General features: G+C 70.0%; 13 protein-coding genes and 2 pseudogenes. 11 read left to right on the forward strand and 4 right to left on the reverse strand.

Annotation, left to right across the window (positions count from 1 at the left end):
- Nucleotides 1-148 precede the first annotated feature (148 nt).
- From A9976_RS11180 to A9976_RS11190, 3 genes and pseudogenes are all read left to right on the forward strand, one after another.
- Nucleotides 149-985: pseudogene (locus tag A9976_RS11180) on the forward strand (NUDIX hydrolase); the annotation flags it as partial.
- 124 nt (nt 986-1,109) lie between these two features.
- Nucleotides 1,110-1,991 (forward strand): carboxylating nicotinate-nucleotide diphosphorylase, encoded by an 882-nt coding sequence (gene nadC, locus A9976_RS11185; protein WP_012203471.1) that lies wholly within the window; start codon nt 1,110-1,112, stop codon nt 1,989-1,991.
- Nucleotides 1,992-2,185: 194 nt separating this feature from the next.
- Complete coding sequence (locus tag A9976_RS11190; RefSeq protein ID WP_183019068.1) at nt 2,186-3,190, forward strand: tripartite tricarboxylate transporter substrate-binding protein; 1,005 nt, start codon at nt 2,186-2,188, stop codon at nt 3,188-3,190.
- 38 nt (nt 3,191-3,228) lie between these two features.
- On the opposite strand, the gene A9976_RS11195 is transcribed toward A9976_RS11190, so the two are convergent.
- Nucleotides 3,229-4,011, reverse strand: a complete 783-nt coding sequence (locus tag A9976_RS11195) for a 3-hydroxybutyrate dehydrogenase (RefSeq protein ID WP_183019069.1) — start codon at nt 4,009-4,011, stop codon at nt 3,229-3,231.
- Nucleotides 4,012-4,189: 178 nt separating this feature from the next.
- Nucleotides 4,190-5,119, reverse strand: coding sequence for a LysR family transcriptional regulator (locus tag A9976_RS11200; RefSeq protein WP_183019070.1), 930 nt, complete (start codon nt 5,117-5,119; stop codon nt 4,190-4,192).
- A gap of 130 nt (nt 5,120-5,249) precedes the next feature.
- Here A9976_RS11200 and mdlC point away from each other — a divergent pair, with 130 nt between their 5' ends.
- From mdlC to A9976_RS11245, 8 genes and pseudogenes are all read left to right on the forward strand, one after another.
- A complete protein-coding gene (gene mdlC / locus A9976_RS11205; RefSeq protein ID WP_220808605.1) occupies nt 5,250-6,896 on the forward strand; it encodes a benzoylformate decarboxylase in 1,647 nt (548 codons plus the stop codon).
- 28 nt (nt 6,897-6,924) lie between these two features.
- Nucleotides 6,925-7,086, forward strand: a pseudogene (locus A9976_RS11210) (2-dehydropantoate 2-reductase N-terminal domain-containing protein); the annotation flags it as partial.
- A 192-nt stretch (nt 7,087-7,278) separates the two neighbouring features.
- A complete protein-coding gene (locus A9976_RS11220; protein WP_013804051.1) occupies nt 7,279-8,277 on the forward strand; it encodes a tripartite tricarboxylate transporter substrate binding protein in 999 nt (332 codons plus the stop codon).
- Nucleotides 8,278-8,868: 591 nt separating this feature from the next.
- Nucleotides 8,869-9,957, forward strand: a complete 1,089-nt coding sequence (locus A9976_RS11225; RefSeq protein WP_232245915.1) for an efflux RND transporter periplasmic adaptor subunit — start codon at nt 8,869-8,871, stop codon at nt 9,955-9,957.
- Nucleotides 9,954-13,127, forward strand: a complete 3,174-nt coding sequence (locus A9976_RS11230; RefSeq protein ID WP_183019073.1) for an efflux RND transporter permease subunit — start codon at nt 9,954-9,956, stop codon at nt 13,125-13,127. The genes A9976_RS11225 and A9976_RS11230 overlap by 4 nt, the downstream gene beginning before the upstream one ends.
- Nucleotides 13,128-13,138: 11 nt before the next feature.
- A complete protein-coding gene (locus A9976_RS11235) occupies nt 13,139-14,494 on the forward strand; it encodes a TolC family protein (RefSeq protein WP_183019074.1) in 1,356 nt (451 codons plus the stop codon).
- A gap of 203 nt (nt 14,495-14,697) precedes the next feature.
- A complete protein-coding gene (locus A9976_RS11240; protein WP_183019075.1) occupies nt 14,698-15,798 on the forward strand; it encodes a sensor histidine kinase in 1,101 nt (366 codons plus the stop codon).
- Nucleotides 15,791-16,429, forward strand: coding sequence for a response regulator transcription factor (locus A9976_RS11245; protein ID WP_183019076.1), 639 nt, complete (start codon nt 15,791-15,793; stop codon nt 16,427-16,429). The genes A9976_RS11240 and A9976_RS11245 overlap by 8 nt, the downstream gene beginning before the upstream one ends.
- A 50-nt stretch (nt 16,430-16,479) precedes the next feature.
- Here A9976_RS11245 and A9976_RS11250 read toward each other — a convergent pair whose 3' ends face one another.
- Together A9976_RS11250 and A9976_RS11255 are read right to left on the reverse strand one after the other, a co-directional pair.
- Nucleotides 16,480-18,165: an MFS transporter gene (locus A9976_RS11250; protein ID WP_183019077.1), complete on the reverse strand. Its 1,686-nt coding sequence runs from the start codon at nt 18,163-18,165 to the stop codon at nt 16,480-16,482.
- A gap of 11 nt (nt 18,166-18,176) precedes the next feature.
- A complete protein-coding gene (locus A9976_RS11255) occupies nt 18,177-20,075 on the reverse strand; it encodes an amidohydrolase (RefSeq protein WP_197957462.1) in 1,899 nt (632 codons plus the stop codon).
- Nucleotides 20,076-20,155: the final 80 nt, after the last annotated feature.

Here is a 20,155-nt window from a genome sequence, read left to right on the forward strand (position 1 = left end):
GCGCCGCGCGCCTCGGCCATCCAGGCATGCAGGCGCGGAGCGATGTGGGAGCGCAGCAGGGCCGGCTCGCCGGTGCGCCAGTCTTCCCAGGGAAAGTAGCGGTACCAGTCCTGCCAGACGGCCTGCCCCGCGCTGCGGTCGGCAGTTGCTACCGGCGGGGCCGTTCGAGGTGGGGCACCGTTCGCTGCAGGCCGGCCTGCGCGCCTGGGTGGAGGAGCAGACCCATCACCCGCTGGGCTACATGGAGCAGCTCTACACCTTTGCCGATGGCGATCGCACCGATGCCAGCGGGGCGCGCGTGATCTCGGTCAGCTACCTGGGGCTGACGCGCGAGTCTGCCGACCGCAGCGCGGGGCAGGCCGTCTGGCAGGACTGGTACCGCTACTTTCCCTGGGAAGACTGGCGCACCGGCGAGCCGGCCCTGCTGCGCTCCCACATCGCTCCGCGCCTGCATGCCTGGATGGCCGAGGCGCGCGGCGCCCAGCGTGCGCTGCGGCGCCAGCGCGCGGACATCGCCTTCGGCCTGGACGGCGGGCCCTGGAACGAGGACATGGTGCTGCAGCGCTACGAGCTGCTGTACGAGGCCGGACTGGTGCAGGAGGCGGCCCACCGCGTCCATGGCGCGGCCGCCATGCTGCCCGGCGAGGCCATGCACCACGACCACCGCCGCATCCTGGCCACGGGCATGGCGCGGCTGCGCGCCAAGATCAAGTACCGGCCCGTGGTGTTCGAGCTGATGCCGCCCGAGTTCACGCTGCTGCAGCTGCAGCAGACGGTGGAGGCCCTGGCCGGGCGCGGGCTGCACAAGCAGAACTTCCGCCGCCTGATCGAGCAGCAGGATCTGGTCGAGGAAACCGGCCAGCTCACGGTGGGTTCGGCAGGCAGGCCGGCCAAGCTGTTCCGCTTTCGCAGCGATGTGCTGCTGGAGCGGGCCATCTCGGGCAGCAAGCTGCCCCTGGCCAAGGGCATCGACGGTTCCCCCTGATCCCTGCGGCCTCTGGCCGGTTGTGACAATCGCTTGACAGCACTTATGCTCGTATCTAGCATAAGTTCCTCGCTCAAGCCCGCAAGGCCGCGCGCCACATTTTTTTGACCTATATATACTCAAAATGAGCATTAATACTGCCAATGCCCTCAGTGCCCGCCTGCCGGTACCGCCGCTGCCCGACCTGATGCTGGAGCCGCTGGTGCGCTCGGCCCTGCTGGAGGACCTGGGCCGCGCGGGCGACCTGACCACGGATGCCATCGTCCCTGCCGACGCGCAGGCCGAACTGCGCCTGGTGGCGCGCCAGGAGGGCGTGCTGGCCGGGCTGGACATGGCGCGGCTGGCGTTCCGTGCGCTGGATGCGCAGTCGCGTTTCGAGCCGGTGCTGCGCGATGGCAGCGAACTGGCGCCCGGCCAGGAGATCGCGCGCATCCACGGCAGCGCGCGCGCCATCCTCACGGCCGAGCGCGTGGCGCTCAACTACCTGTGCCACCTGAGCGGCGTGGCCACGGCCACGGCATCGATCGCGCGGGCCATCGCCGACACGGGCGCACGCGTGACCTGCACGCGCAAGACCATGCCGGGCCTGCGCGCGCTGCAGAAGTACGCGGTGCGCGTGGGCGGCGGCAGCAACCACCGCTTCGGCCTGGACGATGCCGTGCTGATCAAGGACAACCACATCGCGCTGGCCGGTGGCGTGGCCGAAGCCCTGGCCCGGGCGCGCGCGGGCGTGGGCCACATGGTGCAGATCCAGCTGGAGGTGGACACGCTGGAGCAGCTGGAGGTGGCGCTGTCGCTGGGCGTGGAGGTGGTGCTGCTGGACAACATGGACCTGGATACGCTGCGCACGGCCGTCTCCATGGCACGCGGCCGCGCCGTGACCGAAGCCTCGGGCCGCATCACGCCCGAGACGGCGCGCGCCGTGGCCGAGACCGGCGTGGACCAGATCGCCGTGGGCTGGATCACGCACAGCGCCCGGGTTCTCGACATCGGCCTCGACACCTGAAATGAGGCACCCCCTGAGCCGCTGCGCGGCTTCCCCCGTGTGCACGGCGCCCTCTCTCCCTGCGCGGGAGGGGGGCGTCCTGGCAACCGGCGACACCCTTGCTGCGGGGCGGCGCGGCCGGCTTAGGCCCTTGCTCGGTGGCCCTGAGTTGGGCTGCGCCGGTTTTTTGCACCTAGCCCAGTGGAGCAGTTGCCATGTTTTTTGAAGGGCGTACCTTGAAGCGACGGGGACTCTGGACGCTGGCGGCCTGCGCGCTGCTGGCCGGCGCATCGGGGCTGTGGCTGGCGGCGCCGGGCAAGGCCGGCACGCGCCTGGAGCGGCCCATCACCATCGTCGTGACCTTTCCGCCGGGCGGCGGCACGGACCTGCTGGCGCGGCGCCTGGGCGAGCAGCTGCAGCAGCGCCTGGGCCAGCCCGTGGTGGTGGAGAACCGTCCCGGCGCCAGCGGCAACATCGGCGCCCATGCCGTGGCCCAGGCCGCAGCGGACGGCAGCACCTTGCTGATGGCCAACAGCTCGTTCGCCATCAACCCCGGTGTCTACGAACGCCTGGACTTCGACCCGCGCAAGGACTTCACGGCAGTGTTCAACGCAGGCTCCATCGCCTCGGTGCTGGTCGTGCCGGCGGACAGCGCGCTGCAGACGCTGGAGGAGGCTCTGGCCCAGGCGCGCCAGGAACGGCCGCTGCTGTTCGCCTCCTGCGGCAACGGCACGCCCCAGCACCTGGCCGGCGAGATGCTGGCCCGGGAGGCGAAGCGCTTTGTGCAGCATGTGCCCTACAAGGGCTGCGGCCCGGCCATCACGGCCGTGGCGGCAGGCCAGGTGGCGGCGGGCATGGTCACGGCCAGCAGTGCTGCGGCCATGATCGCTGCAGGCCGCGTGCGCGCCCTGGCCGTCACGGCGCCGCAGCGACTGCCGCAGCTGGCCGGCGTTCCCACGGTGGCCGAGCGCGGCCTGCCGGGCTTTGCGGTGGAGCAGTGGCATGGCCTGCTGGCACCTGCCGCCACGCCCCGGGCCACGGTGCAGGCATTGCATGACACGCTGGAGCAGGCGCTGGCCGATCCCGCCGTCAGCGCCGGCTTGCGCGACCAGGGCTACACCCTGGCGCGGCAGACACCGGGCCAATTCCAGGCGCTGATCGCGGCCGACATCGACCGCTATGCCGCCGTGACCCGGGCGCTGGGCCTGAAGGCCGATTGAGGGGCCAGAGAAGGGCCAGAGAAGGGCCGACTGGCGACTTACTGCATGAACCAGCCGTGGCTGACCACCAGCGACTGGCCGGTCAGCGCATTGCTGGGGAAGCCCGCGAACAGCAGGGCCACGCGGGCCACGTCCTCGGTGGTGGTGAACTCGCCGTCCACGGTTTCCTTGAGCATCACGTTCTTGATGACCTCCTCCTCGCTGATGCCCAGCGTGCGGGCCTGCTCGGGAATCTGCTTGTCCACCAGCGGCGTGCGCACGAAGCCCGGGCAGATCACATTGGCGCGCACGCCGTGCCTGGCACCTTCCTTGGCCACGGTCTTGGCCAGCCCGATCAGGCCGTGCTTGGCCGTGACATAGGGCGCCTTGAGCAGCGAGGCCTCCTTGGAGTGCACCGATCCCATGTAGATCACGCTGCCGCCCCGGCCCTGCGCATACATGTGCTTGAGGCAGGCGCGCGTGGTGAGGAAGGCGCCGTCCAGGTGGATGGCCAGCATCTTCTTCCAGTCGGCGAAGCTGAATTCCTCCACCGGATGCACGATCTGTATCCCGGCATTGCTGACCAGGATGTCGATGCCGCCAAAGGCCCGGGCGGCCTCCTCGACCGAGGCGTTGACCTGGGCCTCGTCGGTCACATCCACGGCCACGCCCATGGCCTGCGCTCCCGTGGCGCGCAGCTCGGCCGCCGTGGCGTCGGCTGCCTCCTTGTTGAGGTCGGCAATGACGATGCGCGCGCCTTCGCTGGCGAACAGCGTGGCGATCTCCTTGCCGATGCCGCTGGCCGAGCCGGTGATGAAGGCGACCTTGTCCTTGAGTTGCATGGTGAGTCTTTCCTGGAGAGTGGATGAAACAGGCCGGTGTCCATCTTCGGCGCGGCCGGCCGCGTGCCCTTGTCGGCGCAGGGACCAGTCTGGCGCCGGTTTCTTAGACGAAACTGAGTCGGCAGGCCCGGCTCCCCAGTGTTGGCAGCCCGCAAGTCATGGCCGTGACGGCCGGCCCTCAGGGCGCGGCGGCCTCGCGGTGCCGGGGCTGCTGGAACAGCTCGCAGACCAGCTCGCGCAGCCAGCGCTTGGCCGGTTCCTGCTCAAAGCGCCAGCTCCAGTGCAGCGACACGTCGAAGCGGTGATCGGGCAGATCGGCATCGCGCACCGCGTAGCCATCGCGCTCGACGAAGCCGGCCGCGATCTCGGCCGGCATGATCACCGCCAGGTCGGTCTTGCCCACGATGGAGGGCACGGCCATAAAGTGCGCGGCCGACAGGCGTATGCGCTCATCGAGCCGCAGCGCCTGCAGGATGCGCAGCGTCTGCGAATGCGAGCGCACGGCCACGAAATCCAGCTGGCGCAGCGTGTCCAGCGCCAGCGGCGCGCCTTCGGGCACCTGCGCCAGCGCGGGGTGGCCGCCGCGCAGCAGCACGCCGTAGTGGTCGGACAGCAGCACGGTCTGCCGGGTCCGCGTGGCGCCAGGCAGAAAGCCGATGGCGATGTCCAGCGTGCCCCGGTCCAGCGCATCGGCAATGCCGTCCAGCGGCATGGGCAGGGTCTCCAGCTGCACATGGGGTGCGCGCTGGTGCAGGGTCTGCATCAGCGGTGGAAGAAAGCGCGCCTCGCCGATATCGCTCATGTGAATGCGAAAGCGCTGGCGCGCCTGCAGCGGCTCGAAGCTCTGGGCCTCGGACATGGCGACTTCGAGCACCTCCAGCGCCTGGCGCACGGCCAGCGCCAGGCGCTCGGCACGCGGCGTGGGGCGCACGCCTGCGTGCACGCGCTCGAACAGCGGATTGCCCAGCAGCAGGCGCAGCCGCGTCACGGCCTGGCTGGCGGCGGGCTGGGACATGCCCAATTCCTCGGCTGCGCGGCTGACGCTGCAGTGGCGGTACACGGCGTCGAAGACGCGCAGCAGATTGAGGTCCAGGTTCTTGATATCCATTTGGCGAATATCTCTTAGATGATTTATTCAATTGCTGGAAATCATAAGCGCCTGCACCATGGGCACCGACTTCCATGGCCACTGCGCGGCAGGCACCGGGCGGCCGGCCCATTCCCCAGGAGACCCCATCTTGCAAGCACCCACCCCACCGCGCAGCCAGCCCGCCGAGGCATCCTCTTCCACCGCGACCTGCACCGCGACCTGCACGGTGCGCCATGCCGTGATCGCCATGCTGCGCGAGCTGGGCATGACGCGCATCTTCGGCAACCCGGGCTCGACCGAACTGCCGCTGTTCCGCGACTACCCCGAAGACTTCTCCTATGTGCTGGGTCTGCAGGAGACCGTGGTCGTGGGCATGGCCGACGGTCATGCCCAGGCCACGCGCAATGCCAGCTTCGTGAACCTGCACTCGGCCGCGGGCGTGGGCCATGCCATGGCCAACATCTTCACGGCCTTCAAGAACCGCACGCCCATGGTGATCACGGCGGGCCAGCAGGCGCGCTCGCTGCTGCAGTTCGATCCCTTCCTGCACTCCAGCCAGGCCGCCGAGCTGCCCAAGCCCTATGTGAAGTGGAGCTGCGAGCCCGCGCGCGCCGAAGACGTGCCCCAGGCGCTGGCGCGCGCCTACTACATCGCCATGCAGGAGCCGCGCGGCCCGGTGCTGGTCTCCATTCCCGCCGATGACTGGGACAAGCCGGCCGAGCCCGTCACGCTGCGCCATGTGGGCTTCGAGACGCGGCCCGATCCGCGCACGCTGGACCTCATCGGCCAGGCGCTGGACGCCGCGCGTGCCCCGGCCCTGGTCGTGGGCGCGGCCGTGGACCGGGCCCAGGGCTGGGATGCCGTGGTCGCGCTGGCCGAGCGCCACCAGGCCCGCGTCTTCGTGGCCCCCATGAGCGGGCGCTGCAGCTTCCCCGAGGACCATCCGCTGTTCGCCGGCTTCCTGCCCGCCATGCGCGAGCGCATCGTGCAGCTGCTGTCCGGCCATGACGTGGTCTTCGCCGTGGGCGCGGCCGCCTTCACCTACCACGTGGAAGGCGAGGGCCCGCATATCCCCGAGGGCACGGCGCTCTACCAGTTGATCGAGGACCCGGCCATTGCCGCCTGGGCCCCCGTGGGCACGGCCGCCGTGGGCAATGTGCGCATGGGTGTGGAGGAGCTGCTGCAGCGCCCCGCGCCCGCACCGCGCCAGGCGCCCGCACCCCGGCCCGCAGCGCCCGTGCCGGCCGCGCCCGCCGCAGGCGAGCGCATGTCGGTGGCTTTTGCCATGCACACGCTGGCCCAGGTGCGCGACCGCCACAGCATCGTGGTGGAAGAGGCGCCCAGCTCGCGCTCCACCATCCAGACCTACCTGCCCATCTTCCACTCGGGCACCTTCTACACCATGTGCAGCGGCGGCCTGGGCCACAGCATGCCGGCCGCCGTGGGCGTGGCGCTGGCAAAGCCCGAGGCCAAGGTGGTCGCCGTCATCGGCGACGGCTCGGCCATGTATGCCATCCAGGCCCTCTGGAGCGCAGCCCAGCTGCGCCTGCCCATCAGCTTCGTGATCCTCAAGAACCGCCGCTATGCGGCGCTGCAGGACTTCGCCCATGTCTTCGGCTACCGCGAGGGCGAGAAGGTCGAGGGCACGGAACTGCCCGACATCGACTTCGTGGCGCTGGCGCGTGGCCAGGGCTGCGACGGCGTGCATGTGGAGAAGGCGGGCGAGCTGGCCGATGTGCTGGCCCGCGCGTTGGCCCATCCCCGACCCATCGTGGTCGAGGTCGAAGTCGCCTGAGGCGAAGCCCCCTGCAGGAGACACGGCAATGGAGAACACAAGAAGCATAGGCATCCTCGGCGCGGAAGCCATGGGCACCTTGTTCGCTGCGCGATTGGCCCGCGTCGGCCTGGACGTGACCCTGGTCGATGTGAACGACGAGCTGCTGCAGGCCCTGCGCCGCGATGGCGCGCGCTGCCACACCGATGAGGCGCTGTCGCAGGAGCCGCTGCCCGGCACGCCTTCGCAGATGCGTGACTACTGGCGCAGCGAAAGCCGGCGCTGGGGCCAGGTCATCGAGTCGGCGGGCATACGGCTGGATTGATCTTTGCGCCGTTGCGCCGCTGCTGCTTCAGGCGCCCTCACCGTTATCAAGAACTCATAACCCAAGGAGACATAGCTCATGCACAAGACAACCCCCTTCAGCCGCTGGCGCCGCCTGGGCCTGCTGGCCCTGCTGGGCGCGACGGCCTCGGTCCCTGCGCTGGCGCAGAAGGCCGGCGACAAATGGCCCGAGCGTCCCGTGCGCCTGGTCGTCAACTTCGCGCCCGGCGGCGCGGCCGATGTGCTGGCGCGCGCCATCACGCCCACCATGTCCCAGGTGCTGGGCCAGTCGGTGGTGGTGGACAACAAGCCCGGCGCGGGCGGCAACATCGGCATCAGCGAAACCGTGCGCGCTCCCAAGGATGGCTACACGCTGCTGCTCAGCTCGGGCGGGGCCATCACCATCAACCCGATGATCTACAGCAAGCTGGCCTTCAATCCCGAAAAGGATTTGACGCCCGTGGCTGCCGTGGCGCGCGTGCATGTGTTCCTGGAGACCAATCCTGCCGTGCCCGCCACCAACGTGGCCGAGTTCATCAAGCACCTGAAGGCCAACCCCGGCAAGCTGTCCTACGGCTCGCCGGGCCAGGGCAGCTCGCCGCACCTGGCCGGCGAGATGTTCAAGCGCATGGCCGGCGTCGATGCCGTGCACGCCCCCTACAAGGGCGCGGGCCCGGCGCTCAGCGACGTGCTCAGCGGGCAGCTGCAGTTCTGGTTCGACCCGGGCCCGGGCCTCAAGCAGGTGGAGGCAGGCAAGCTGCGCCTGCTGGCCATCGGCAGCCCGCACCGCTCGCCGCAGTACCCCAACGTGCCCACGCTGGCCGAAAGCGGCCTGCCGGGCTTTGACGCCGACACGCTGTTCGGCATCTACGCGCCCACGGGCACGCCCGAATCGGTGATCGAGGCCGTCCGCACTGCCGTGGCCAAGGCGCTGGAGCAAAAGAACGTCAACGACGTCATCCTCACCCTGGGCGCCACGCCCGCGCCGCTGAGCCGCAAGGCCTTCATCGACCACCACGCCACTGAGCGCGAGCGCTTTGGTGAGCTGGTGAAAGCCATCGGCCTGAAAGTGGACTGAGCTTTCCCGCAGGCCATCGCCCGCAAGCCGCCCGCCCCGCGCTGGCGGCTTTTTGCTTTCCGGGCGGGGCCGGGCCGGGCCGAGGGGGGCCTTGTGCCGGCCATCTTCTATACGAAGGTATATCCCGCATCCACCAATGAACAGGCCAGCCTTCCCAACAAAGGCTGGCCGCAGGCACTTTCGCCTTTGATAATTCCGGGCACATATTGCACTGCAGCAAACAGGGCTCCCGGCCTGTACGGGGACTGCGCCACCCACACGCAAAGGAGTACCCCATGGACCCCGATCCTGATTCCGATCCCGATCCTGCCAGGCGCTGCCGCGCCGTCCCTTTCCGTCTTTCCCTTCTTCCATTTCTTGATCTGCCCGGACCCGGGCGGAGGCCTGTGATCGCCTGAAGGGGCGAGAGGTCTGCGCGGGTCCGTGGCGCCCGGAGACCTCAGGATGACCCGCTTTCTCGCTTCTGAACGACCAGGCCGACCCCATGGCCAACCACATGGCCGACCCCATGACCGACTCCATGGCCTGCACCAGCGCCATCCCTTGCTGGCGGCTGCATGGTCTGTGGGCGGGCTGCTGATCAGCGTGGCCATGGCCGCCTGCAACGGCCCGGCCGAAACCCAGGCTGCAGTAGCAACCCCCGCCACCGCCGCCCCGCAGCCGGCCCCCGTGCGCCGCGAAGGCAACCTCATCGTGGTGCCCGAAGGCTCGCCGCTGCGCGAGCGCCTGCAGGTGGCCGAGATCGCGCTGCAGCCGCTGCAGACCCGCCTGTCGGCCCCCGCCACCATCGAGGCCGAGCCTGAAAAGCTGGTCCGCATCACGCCGCCCGTGGCGGGCCGCCTGGTGCGCCTGCACCACCAGTTGGGCGATGCGGTGAAGGCCGGCGATGCGCTGATCACCATGGACTCCTCCGAGATCTCCAGCGTGCGTGCCGAGCACGCCAAGTCCCAGGCCGCGCTGCTGCACGCGCGCCAGGAATTCGACCGCCAGAAGCTGCTGTTCGATGCCGAGATCGCCGCGCGCAAGGACTACGAGGCCGCGCAGCAGTCGCTGGCCGCCGCGGGGGCCGATGCGCGCGCCGCCTCCGATCATCTGTCCCAGCTGGGTGCGTCCGTGCAGGAAGGCTCGCGCGGCAGCTACGTGGTCAAGTCGCCCATCAGCGGGCGCGTGGTGGAGATGGCGGGCTCGCAGGGCGGCTACTGGAACGATGTGAATGCCTCCGTCATGACCGTGGCCGACCTGCGCAAGGTCTGGCTCAGCGCCAGCGTCAGCGAGCGCGACCTGGCCCATGTGGACGTGGGCCAGCAGGCCCACATCGCGCTGGCCGCCTATCCCGACCTGCAACTGCAGGGCCGCGTGCAGTACGTGGGCGAGCTGGTGGACACCGCCACGCGCAGCGTCAAGGTGCGCGTGGCCGTGGACAACCCCGAAGGGCGGCTGCGCCCCGGCATGTTTGCGCGCGTGGGCTTCGACGCCCCGGCGCGCCAGGCCGTGATGGTGCCGGCCGCGGCCCTGCTGCAGGGCCAGGTCAGCACGCGCGTCTTCGTGGACAAGGGCGGCTGGCGCTTCGAGCCGCGCGACGTGCAGGTCGGCGCGCAGCAGGACGGCCAGGCCGAGATCCTCTCGGGCCTGGCGGCCGGCGAGCGCGTGGTGGTCAACGGGGGAGTGCTGCTGCAATGATCGAGCGCATCGTCAACATCGGCTTTTCGCGCCGCGGCGTGGTCTGGCTGGTCTTTTGCTTCGCGGCCCTGTATGGCGTGTTCAGCTGGAAGCAGCTGCCGCTGGAGGCCTATCCCGACATTGCCGACGTGACCTCGCAGATCGTCACCCAGGTGCCGGGCCTTGCGGCCGAGGAGATCGAGCAGCAGATCACCATCCCGCTGGAGCGCGCCCTGCTTGCCACGCCCGGCATGCATGTGCTGCGCTCGCGCAGCCTGTTCGCGCTGTCCCTGATCACCGTGGTCTTCGAGGACGGCGTGGACGGCTACTGGGCGCGCCAGCGCCTGAAGGAGCGCATCGACGAGGTCACGCTGCCCTATGGTGCCCGCGCCGGGCTGGACCCCTACAGCTCGCCCACGGGCGAGGTCTACCGCTACACGCTGGAAAGCCCCGTGCGCAGCCTGCGCGAGCTGTCCGAGCTGCAGCAATGGGTGGTGATCCCGCGTCTGAAGAAGGCCCAGTCCGTGGTGGACGTGACCAACTTCGGCGGCCTGACCACGCAGTTCATGCTGGAGCTGGACCCCGCGCGGCTGCTGCAGTACGGGCTGGCGCTGTCCCAGGTGATCGAGGCCATCAATGCCAACAACGCCAGCGGCGGCGGCAGCGTCATCGACCGGGGCGATGTCTCCTATGTGGTGCGCGGCGTGGGCCTGCTGGGCTCGCTGGACGACATGGGCAACGTGGTCGTCAAGACCACGGACAGCGGCACGCCCGTGCTGGTCAGGGACCTGGGTCGGCTGACCTACGGCAACGTGGAGCGGCGCGGCATCCTGGGCAAGGACGGCAACTCCGACACCCTGCAGGGCATCGTGCTGCTGCTCAAGGGCTCCAACCCCTCGCAGGCGCTGGAGGGCATCCACGCCGCCGTGGAGGAGCTCAACGGCAAGCTGCTGCCGCCTGACGTGAAGGTCGTGCCCTACCTGGACCGCACCACGCTGATCGAGCGCACCACCCACACCGTGGGCAAGACCCTGGCCGAGGGCCTGATCGTCGTCACCCTGGTGCTGCTGGTCTTCCTGGGCAGCCCGCGCGCGGCGCTGATCGTGGCGCTGACCATTCCCATGGCGCTGCTGCTGGCCTTCATCTTCATGCACCACGCGAAGATTCCGGCCAACCTGCTGTCGCTGGGCGCCATCGACTTCGGCATCCTGGTGGACGGGGCCGTGGTCGTGGTCGAGAACATCCTGCGCCGCCGCGAGGCCGACCAGAACCGGCCGCTCACGCCCAGGGACGCCATCACGGCCACGCTGCAGGTGGCGCGGCCCATCTTCTTCGGCATGTGCGTGATCGCGGCCGCCTACCTGCCGCTGTTCGCCTTCGAGCGCATCGAGTACAAGCTGTTCTCGCCCATGGCCAGTGCCGTGGGCGCGGCCCTGGTGGGGGCGCTGGCCGTGGCCCTGCTGCTCACGCCGGCCCTGGCCTGGCTGGCCTTCCGCAGGCCGCGCAAGATCTTCCACAACCCCGTGCTGCACCGGCTGGGCGTGGGCTATGACCGCTTCCTGGGCGTGGCCGTGGGCCGCGTGCGCTGGCTGGCGGGGGCCGTGGCGGCCTCGCTGCTGGCGCTGGGCGTGCTGGCCGGCACCATGGGCCGCGACTTCCTGCCGTACCTGGACGAAGGCTCCATCTGGCTGCAGGTGCAGATGCCGCCCGGCATCACGCTGGACAAGGCGCGCGACATGGCCGACGCGCTGCGCAGCGCCGCGCTGGAGTTCCCCGAGGTCTCCTACATCGTCACCCAGACCGGGCGCAACGATGACGGCACGGACTACTGGACGCCTTCGCACATCGAGGCCAGCGTGGGCCTGCATCCCTATGGCGAATGGAAGTCTGGCCTGACCAAGCAGCAGCTGATCGCCAAGATGGCCGCGCGCTTCGACCAGCTGCCCGGTTATTCCGTGGGCTTCATGCAGCCCATGATCGACGGCGTGCAGGACAAGCTGTCCGGCGCGCACAGCGACCTCACGGTGAAGGTCTTCGGCCAGGACCTGGCCGAGGACCGGCGCGTGGCCGATGCGCTGGTGGCCGTGCTGGAGAAAGTGCCCGGCGCGGCCGACGTGGCCGTGGACGTGGAGCCGCCGCTGCCCAACCTGCGCATTGCGCTGGACCGCGCGGCGGCCGCGCGCTACGGCATCAATGCCTCCGACGTGGCGCAGCTCATCTCCACCGGCGTGGGCGGGGCCTCCATCGGCCAGCTCTACGTGGGCGAGCGCAGCTACGACATGGCCGTGCGCTTCACGCCCGACACGCGCAGCAGCCCCGAGGCCATCGGCGCGCTGCGCCTGTCGGCGGCCAATGGCGCCCAGGTGCCGCTGGCCGACGTGGCGCGCATCACCACCACCGTGGGCCAGAGCGTCATCGTGCGCGAGGGCGGCGAGCGCCACATCCTCGTCAAGCTCAATGTGCGCGGCCGCGACCTGGCGGGCTTCCTCAAGGATGCGCACACCGCCATCGACCAGCACCTGGACTACGACCGCCAGAAGCTGCACATCGAGTGGGGCGGCCAGTTCGAGAACCTGCAGCGTGCCGAGGCGCGGCTGCTGATGATCCTGCCGCTGACGCTGGGCATCATGCTGGTGCTGCTGTTCGGCGAGTTCGGCAACCTGCGCCAGCCGCTGCTGGTGCTGGGCGTGGTGCCGCTGGCCATGATCGGCGGCTTTGCGGGCCTGCACCTGCGCGGCATGACGCTCAACGTCTCCAGCGCCGTGGGCTTCATCGCGCTGTTCGGCGTGGCCGTGCTCTCGGGCGTGCTCATGGTCTCGCAGATCAACCGGCTGCGCCGCGAGGACGGCCTGGGCCTGCGCGAAGCCGTGCTCGAAGGCGCCTCCAGCCGCATGCGCCCCGTGCTGATGACGGCCACCGTCGCCGCCTTCGGCCTCACGCCGGCCATGCTGGCCACGGGCCTGGGCAGCGACGTGCAGCGACCCCTGGCCACCGTCGTCGTCTGCGGCCTGTTCAGCGCCACCTTGCTGACCCTGCTGCTGCTGCCCAACCTCTACTACGTGATCGAGGCCCGTGCCGCCCGCGCGGCCGAGCGCCGCCAGCGCCGCGCCGCTGAACGCGGTGAGAGCGGCGATCCGGATGCCGCCGAGGACGAGGGCGGCCGGCACACCGCAACGAGCCAACCCCATTGATGCGAGTCGCCATGCAAACGACCCCTTTCTTCCCCAGGCAGGCCCTGGCCCTGCTGCTGTGCCTTGGCGCCGCAGCCCAGGCGCAGACGGCGCCGTCCGCCGTGGCCGCTGCAGCAACGGCAACGGCAGCACCTGCCGGCCTGCGCTTTTCCGACTACCTCAACGCCGTGGAGCAGCACAGCCCCCTGCTGCGCTCGGAGGAGCAGGGCGTGGAATCCGCGCGTGCCGGCATCGGCATCGCCGGCATACGCCCCGACCCCAGCCTCACGCTGGGCGCCTCGCGCGAGCAGGTGCGCACCGGCCAGCCCCGGCCCACCACGCGCAACTACGAGATCAGCATGGAGCTGGAGACGGGCGGCAAGCGCGCCGCGCGCATCCAGTCCGCACGCAGCCAGGTGCGCGTGTCCGAGGCCGGCCTTGAAGGCGTGCGCAGCCAGCTGTTCTCCGATGCTGCCCAGGACTACACCCAGGCCTGCCGCGACTCGCTGGCGCTGGAGCGCAAGCAGCAGACGCTGAAGGCGCTGGGCGACGTGGTGCAGGCCAACGAGCTGCGGCGCAAGGCCGGCGACATCGGCGGCGTGGAGTGGCTGCAGTCGCGCGTGGAGCGCGACCGCTTCCAGGCCGAGGTGGTGCAGGCGCGTGCCGAGGCGCAGACCGCGCGGCTGGCGCTGTCCGTCCCGCTGGGGCGCCGCCTGTCCGAAGTCTTTGCCAGCGACACGCTGCAATGCGGCTTCATGGAGTTGGCCGAAGACTCGGGGCTGGAGGATGCCGATGCCCTGGTCGCCCAGGCGCTGCAGTCGCGCGCCGAGGTGCGCATCGCCCAGGCGGCGCTGGAGCATGCGCGCGACAACGCGGGCCTGGCCCGGGCCAACCGCTGGGTCAATCCCACGCTGGCCGTGGGCATGGCCGCCGTGCCGTCCACGGCGGCCGGCACCGATGCCCAGGGCAATCCCTTCGATGGCGGCGGGCGCTCGCGCACGCTGTCGGTCTCGGTCAGCGTGCCGCTGCCACTGTCGCGCCTGGACCGGGGCGATCTGGTGCAGGCCGAGGCGGCCGTGACCCAGGCCATGCTGGCCCTGCAGCAGGCCCAGAACCGGGCCGAGGCCGATGTGCGCGGCGCGCGCTTTCGCCTGACCGCCGCGCGCGAGAACGTGCAGCGCTACCGCGACGGCGTGCTGCGCGATGCGCAGCGCGTGCTCGAAGGCATACGCCTGTCCTACCGGCATGGCGAGGCTTCGCTGCTGGAGCTGCTGTCCGCCCAGCGCTCGGCCGACGAGGCCTACCTGGGATCGCTGGAGGCAGAGACCGAGCTGGCCAAGGCCACCGTGGAACTCCAACTTAGCGTGGGACGCCGGCCAGTGTTGTGAACCCCCTGAGCCGCTGCGCGGCTTCCCCCTCTCTCGCTACGCGGGAGGGGGACGACACCTTCGGTGCGGGGCGTCCCTTCCTCGGTGTCCCTTGTTTTGGGTCGCGCCAGTATCGTACGGTTCGGGTATAGCTTGCATTCAGGTGCAGCGCCTTCTTGAATGAGAATTGGCAGCTGACAGTCCATTCCTTTTCCCTGCACGCCATGACCACCGCTCTGCGCCGCTTTCCTCATTGGCCCCGGGCCCTGATCCTGGCGGCCATGGGTGTCGCCATGGCCGCGATCTTCGCGCTGGACACGCTGACCGACTACGCCGTGGCGGCCGCCGTGTTCCATACCGCCATCATCCTGGTGGCGGTGCGCTGGTTCAGCCCGCGCGTGGTCATCGGCCTCACGGCGCTGTGCATCGTGCTGACCCTGGCCAGCTTTGCGCTCACGCCTGCCGGTGCCTATCGCACCGGACTGATCAACATGGTGATCAGCATTCTGGCCATTGCCATCACGGCCTATCTGGGCCTGAAGATGGTGGCGGCCCAGAACGCGGCCCATGAGGCGCGCACCCAGCTGATGCGCATCACCCAGACCACCAGCCTGGGGCAGTTGACGGCCTCCATCGCCCATGAGGTCAACCAGCCGCTGGCGGCCATCGTCACCAGCGGCAATGCCTGCCAGCGCTGGCTGGCCCAGGACCCGCCCAATCTGGCCAAGGCCGGCCAGGCGCTGGAGCGCATCCTGGGCGATGCGCAGCGCGCCAGCGATGTCATTGCCCGCATCCGCAGCATGGCGCGCGGCGAGGCGCCCAGCCGCCAGTCCTTCGACCTCAACGACGCCGTGCGCGAGATGGCGCGCCTGTCGGACGCCGAGCTGGACCGGCGCGGCGTGGCCCTGGACCTGCAACTGGCGCCCGCGCTGCAGCCGGCCTGGGCCGACCGCGTGCACATCCAGCAGGTGCTGGCCAACCTGCTGATCAACGCCATGGATGCCATGCAGGGCACGCCGGCCGCGCAGCGGCGCATCACCGTCACCACCCAGGCCCTGGGCCAGCAACTGGTGCTGACCGTGGCCGATGCGGGCGAAGGCCTGTCGCCGCTGGCCCGCACCCACCTGTTCGATGCCTTCTGGACCACCAAGCCCGACGGCATGGGCCTGGGCCTGAACATCTGCCGCCACATGGCCGAGGCCAACGGCGGCCGCATCTGGGCCACGGACCGCGAGGACATGCGCGGCGGCACGGTCTTTCACATCACCATTGCCTGCGCCCCGGCCACGGGCGGCAGGTCTTCCACGGGATTGCGCCATGGCTGAACCCTCCACGGCCGAAGCCGAGGCACTTGTCTACATCGTCGATGACGACGCCTCGGTGCGTGCCGCCATCGAGGACCTGCTGGCCTCGGTGGGCCTGTGCGTGCTCGCCTTCGGCGCCACGCGCGAGTTTCTGGACCACTGGCAGCGGCAGCCGCCCGCGGGGCCTGCATGCCTGGTGCTGGACATCCGCATGCCGGGCCAAAGCGGCATGGACTTCCGGCGCCAGATGCTGGAGATGGGCCTGAAGCTGCCCACCATCTTCATCACCGGCCATGGCGACATTCCCATGAGCGTGGAGGCCATGAAGACCGGCGCCATCGAGTTCCTGACCAAGCCCTTCCGCGACCAGAACCTGCTGGACGCCATCCAGCAGGGCATTGCCCTGGACCGCCAGCGCCGTGCGCTGGACGCCGGCGAACAGGGGCTGCGCGCCTGCTGGCAATCGCTGTCGCCCGGCGAGCAGGACGTGGTTGTGGGCGTGGTGCGCGGCCTGCTGAACAAGCAGATCGCCGCCGACCTGGGCGTGAGCGAAATCACGGTGAAGGTGCGGCGCGGCCAGGCCATGCGCAAGATGCAGGTGCGCACGCTGGCCGACCTGGTGCGTGCGCTGGAGCGGCTGGATATCCGCTGAGGTGTCCTGGCAGGCCGGGCGCAGGCCAGGGCCAGGCCTGCCGCAACGCTTCAGTGGGCGTGGCCGTGCGCCGGTGCCTGCGCAGGCCCGCTTGCGGCACTGGCGGCACTGGTGGCATCCAGCGCCAGGAAGTGGTGGACCACGGGCCGCCCGGGGCCGATATGAAAGCGCAGCGCCTGGGCCTGCAGATCGGCATCGGCCCTGGACACGCGCTGGTGCTGGCGCAGATGCTCGGCCCAGGACTCCACCAGGAACCACTCGATCACCCGGCCCGGCTCGCCCGTGTGCTCGGCAATGCCCCAGGCATAGGCGCCGTCGCGCCGGCGTTCGCGTGCGACATGCTGCATGGCCTCGATGAAGGCTGGCAGGTCGTCGCGGCGCACCTGGTATTCCACCTGGATCATCACCGGGCCGCGGTCATGGGCCACGGGTTCGGCCAGCAGCGGCTCGGGCCAGTGGTTGGAGGCCTGCAGGTCCGCCTCGCCCGTGGGCAGCTTGATGCGGTGGAACACCAGCGAGATGGCCACCAGGCCCGCCGCGCCGATCAGCAGCGCCGTGGGAATGCCCACACCCTGCGCGAACAGCCCCCAGGCCAGGCTGCCGCCCGCCATGGCGCCGTTGAACACCATCAGGTAGATGGCCAGCCCGCGGCCGCGTACCCAGTTGGGCAGCACCGCCTGGGCCACGCCGTTGAGCGTGGTCAGCGCAATGATCCAGCCCAGGCCCAGCACCAGCATCAGCAGCACGGCGGCCCATTGCGGCGGCGCGGTGGACAGCGCGGCCATCACGGCGGCGCTGAGCACGGAGGACAGCAGCACCAGGCCATCGGCATCCAGCCTTTTGCGCAGGCGCGGCAGCAGCAGCGCGCCCAGGATGGCGCCTGCGCCCACGGCGCCCAGCATCACGCCGTAAAAGCCTGCCGAGCCGCCCAGCATGCGCCTCGCCACCAGCGGCAGCAGGGCCCAGACCGAGCTGGCGAACAGGAAGAACACGGCGGCGCGCAGCAGCACCACATGCAGCTCGCGGCTGGAGCGGGCATAGCGCAGGCCTGCGCGGAAGGCGCCGAAGAACTGCTCGTTCAGGGCCGAGGCCTCGGCCTTGGGGCGCTTCCACCAGACCAGCGCGGCGATCACGAACACGTAGCTGGCCACGTCCGCTCCATAGGCCGCCGCCGCGCCGAAGCTGGCCAGCAGCAGGCCGCCGGCCGCAGGGCCCAGGGCGCGTGCGATGTTGATGCCCAGCGAGTTCAGCGCCACGGCGTTCTTGAGGTCGCTGCGCGGCACCAGCTCGGGCACGATGGACTGCCAGGTCGGCCCCATCAGCGCCGCGCCTATGCCGCCCACGAAGGTCAGCGCCACCAGGTACTCCACGGTCAGCGTGTTGGTGCGTGCCAGCAGAAGCAGGCTGGCGCTGACGGCGGCCAGCAGGATCTGGATGCCGATCAGGAAGCGCCGCCGGTCCAGGATGTCGGACAGCACGCCGGCCGGAATCGCCAGCAGGAAGATGGGCAACGTGGCCGCCGTCTGGATCAGCGCCACGGCGGCCGGACTGGCCGACAGCTCGGTCACCATCCAGGAGCTGGCCACATCGCGCATGAAGCTGCCGATATTGCCCAGCACCGTGGCGGCCCACAGCACGGCGAACACGGGCTGGCGCAGCGGCGCGAAGCTGCCGGAGGAACTGCCGGAGGAACTGCCGGCAACAGCCGGGGCAGACGGCTTGGAATCGATGGGCATGGCCTTGCTCCTCAGGCCATCCAGCAGGAGCAGCCCAGCGCGCCGAAGAAGCTCTTGGGGTCGGACGCCGGTACGTTCGAGGCCCATGCGTCGGCATGGCTGTGGCCGTGCATGCCGCAGCGGGTGCCGCAGCCGCAGGCCGCCGCCAGGCTGCGGTAGCGCGCGGGATTGAGCGAGTTCCTGCCCGCGCCCTCGGGCTCGCCCCAGGCGCCGTAGCCGCCAAAGCGCCGCACGGGCGACCAGTCGGGCATGGCCGGCGGCAGCGGGTTGTCGTCATGCTGCTGGAAGGGGCCTGCGCCATAGACCACGCGGCCGCCCACCACGGTGAGGTCGGAGGTGAGAAAGGAGATCTCGTCCTCGGGCACGGCGAAATAGTCCTTGCTGGGCACGATCATGTCGGCCAACTGGCCTACCTGGATGCGGCCGCGCAGGCCTTCCTCGTTGGAGAACCAGGCCACGTTCTCGGTCCACATGCGCAGCGCGGTCTCGCGGTCCAGCAGGTTGCGCTGGGGGTACATCTGCAGGCCGCCCACGGTCTTGCCCGTCACCATCCACGACAGCGACACCCAGGGGTTGTAGGAGGCCACGCGCGTGGCGTCCGTGCCGGCCGAGGTCTTCACGCCGCGCTCCAGGATCTTCTTGACGGGCGGCGTGGCCTCGGTGGCGCGTGCGCCGTAGCGTTCGGTGAAATACTCGCCCTGGTAGGCCATGCGGTGCTGCACGGCCACGCCGCCGCCCAGCGCCGCAATGCGGTCGATGGACTTGTCCGAAATGGTCTCGGCATGGTCGAAGAACCAGTTCAGGCCGTCGATGGGCGTGTCGCGGTGCACCTTCTCGAACACATCGAGCGCGCGCGAGATGGTCTCGTCATAGGTGGCGTGCAGGCGCCACGGCCATTGGTTCTGCACCAGCACGCGCACCACCTCCTCCAGGTCGCCCTCCATGCTGGGGGGCATGTCGGGGCGCGGCTGGCGGAAGTCCTCGAAGTCGGCGGCCGAGTACACCAGCATCTCGCCCGCGCCGTTGTGGCGGAAATAGTCGTTGCCCTGCTTGTATTTCACGCTCTGCGTCCAGTTGAGGAAGTCGGCCTTCTCCTCCTTGGGCTTTTGCGTGAACAGGTTGTAGGCCAGGCGCACGGTGATCTGGTTGGCGTCGCTGAGCTTCTGGATCACGTCGTAGTCGTCGGGGTAGTTCTGGAAGCCCCCGCCCGCGTCGATCACGCCGGTCACGCCCAGGCGGTTGAGTTCGCGCATGAAGTGGCGCGTGGAGTTGACCTGGTAGTCCAGCGGCAGCTTGGGGCCCTTGGCCAGCGTGGCATAGAGGATGGTGGCGTTGGGCTTGGCCAGCAGCAGGCCGGTGGGGTTGCCCTTGGCATCGCGCGTGATCTCGCCGCCGGCGGGCTGGGGCGTGTCGCGGGTGTAGCCCACGGCGCGCAGGGCGGCCGCGTTGAGCAGGGCGCGGTCATACAGGTGCAGCAGGAAGACCGGCGTGTCGGGCGCGATGGCGTTGATCTCCTCGATGGTGGGCAGGCGCTTTTCCACGAACTGGTGCTCGGTGAAGCCGCCGACCACGCGCACCCACTGCGGCGCAGGCGTGATGGCCACCTGGCGCTTGAGCATGTCCAGCGCGTCGGCCAGCGAGCGCACGCCGTCCCAGCGCAGCTCCAGGTTGAAGTTCAGGCCGCCACGGATCACGTGCGTGTGGTTGTCGAACAGGCCGGGCAGCACGCTGCGGCGCTGCAGGTCGATACGGCGCGTGCCGCTGCCGGCCAGGGCCAGCACCTCGGCGTCCGTGCCCACGGCGATGAAACGGCCGTCCTTCACGGCCACGGCGGTGGCGGTGGGCTGGGCCTTGTTCAGGGTGGTGAAGCGGCCGTTGTGGAAGACGACTTCGGGCGTGGCATCGGACATGGAGGCTCCTTGGCGAGCGTCGGTGGTGCAACCCAGCAGTCCACCCATGGCGAGGGTGGCGGCGGAGCCCAGGACTTTTC

It is taken from the genome of Delftia sp. UME58, from assembly GCF_014170385.1.
GTDB classification, from domain to species: domain Bacteria; phylum Pseudomonadota; class Gammaproteobacteria; order Burkholderiales; family Burkholderiaceae_C; genus Comamonas; species Comamonas acidovorans.